We start from the raw sequence: 1607 nt of genomic DNA on the forward strand, positions 1-1607 counted from the left end.
CTACAAATATTATAGAGCCGATTATTTGATAATTGTCAGATGATAAATCCGATTTTCAAAGCTTAAACAAGTACCTCTCATAAGAAAATCTCCTAGCAGGAAAACCTGCTAGGAGATTTTTGCATTTCAGGAAGTTGAAGGCTAACTGTAAGCACTATATAATATGGTATATTGAAATAAGATGCGAACAAATAAATTAGGAAAGTCAAATTAATTTCTAGGAATATTTTAGCATCCACAATGTAGTATTCTAGATTCAATATGCTATATTTTAGGAGTCATAGTTTACTATTATAGCTTTAATATGCTATAATTTCTAAAAATATTTTCAAAACCAAAGTGTACTACTGTTTTCATTTTTAATATGTTTCGTTATTATATGATTTTAAGACTGTCATATTGACATATAATTTAATTTTTGCTACAATCTCTACAGGAGGATACATCTTATGAAAATACTAAAAAAATTGATGCAAATCGCATTAGCAGTCTTTTTCTTTGGTTTTCTAGCTACAAATGTAGTATTTGCAGATGATTCTGAAGGTTGGCAATTTGTCCAAGAAAATGGTAGAACCTACTACAAGAAGGGTGACATCAAAGAAACGGACTGGCGAGTGATTGATGGCAAGACCTATTATTTTGATTATAATGGTGAAATGGTTGTTGGTTGGCAGTACATTCCAATGCCAGTTAAAGGATATACAATTGGTCCTTACCCTAATGGTATAAGATTAGAAGGTTCCCCAATGCCAGAATGGTACTACTTTGACAAAAATGGAGTTCTACAAGAGTTTGTTGGTTGGAAAGCATTAGAGGTTAAAACTAAAGACAGTGTTGGAAGAAAGTATGGGGAAAAACGTACAAACCCGGAAGATAAAGAAGAGAAGAGTTTTTACACGAACTATTACTTTAATCAAAATCATTCTTTAGAGACAGGTTGGCTTTATGACCAGTCTAATTGGTATTATCTAGCTAAAACGGAAATTAATGGAGAAAACTATATTGGTGGTGAAAGACGTGCAGGTTGGATAAATGATGGTTCAGCTTGGTACTACCTCAATCCAACAACTGGTATCATGCAAACAGGTTGGCAGAACCTTGGCAACAAGTGGTACTACCTCCGTTCATCAGGAGCTATGGCAACTGGCTGGTATCAAGAAGGTTCGACTTGGTATTATCTAGATGCTCAAAATGGTGATATGAAAACTGGTTGGCAAAACCTTGGCAACAAGTGGTACTACCTTCGTTCATCAGGAGCTATGGCAACTGGCTGGTATCAAGATGGTTCAACTTGGTACTACCTAAATGCAAGTAATGGCGATATGAAGACAGGCTGGTTCCAGGTCAATGGCAAATGGTACTATGCTTATAGCTCAGGTGCTTTAGCAGTGAATACGACCGTAGACGGCTATTCTGTCAATTATAATGGCGAATGGATTCAATAATGAAAGAAGCGATTGTGAAGGAAACAATCGCTTTTTTTGTGAAAATATAATAAAATAGATAGGAGAGAATAAATACTTGTAGGAAAAAATAATACTCTTCGAAAATCAAATTCAAACCACGTCAGCGTCGCCTTACCGTAGAGATGTTACTGACTTCGTCAG

At 35.3% G+C, this 1607-nt stretch carries 1 protein-coding gene; it reads left to right on the forward strand.

All coding sequences use genetic code 11. The annotated features are described in order from the left end of the window. The first annotated feature begins 449 nt into the window (after positions 1-449). A complete protein-coding gene (cbpJ, locus tag HT718_RS09410; protein WP_173268289.1) occupies positions 450-1445 on the forward strand; it encodes a choline-binding protein CbpJ in 996 nt (331 codons plus the stop codon). The last annotated feature ends 162 nt before the right edge of the window (positions 1446-1607 follow it).

The organism is Streptococcus sp. 714 (genome assembly GCF_013277115.1).
Lineage (GTDB): Bacteria > Bacillota > Bacilli > Lactobacillales > Streptococcaceae > Streptococcus.

Coding starts and splice junctions, on each gene's coding strand:
- cbpJ (WP_173268289.1), top strand. CDS start 450: ATGAAAATACTAAAAAAATTGATGCAAATCGCATTAGCAGTCTTTTTC.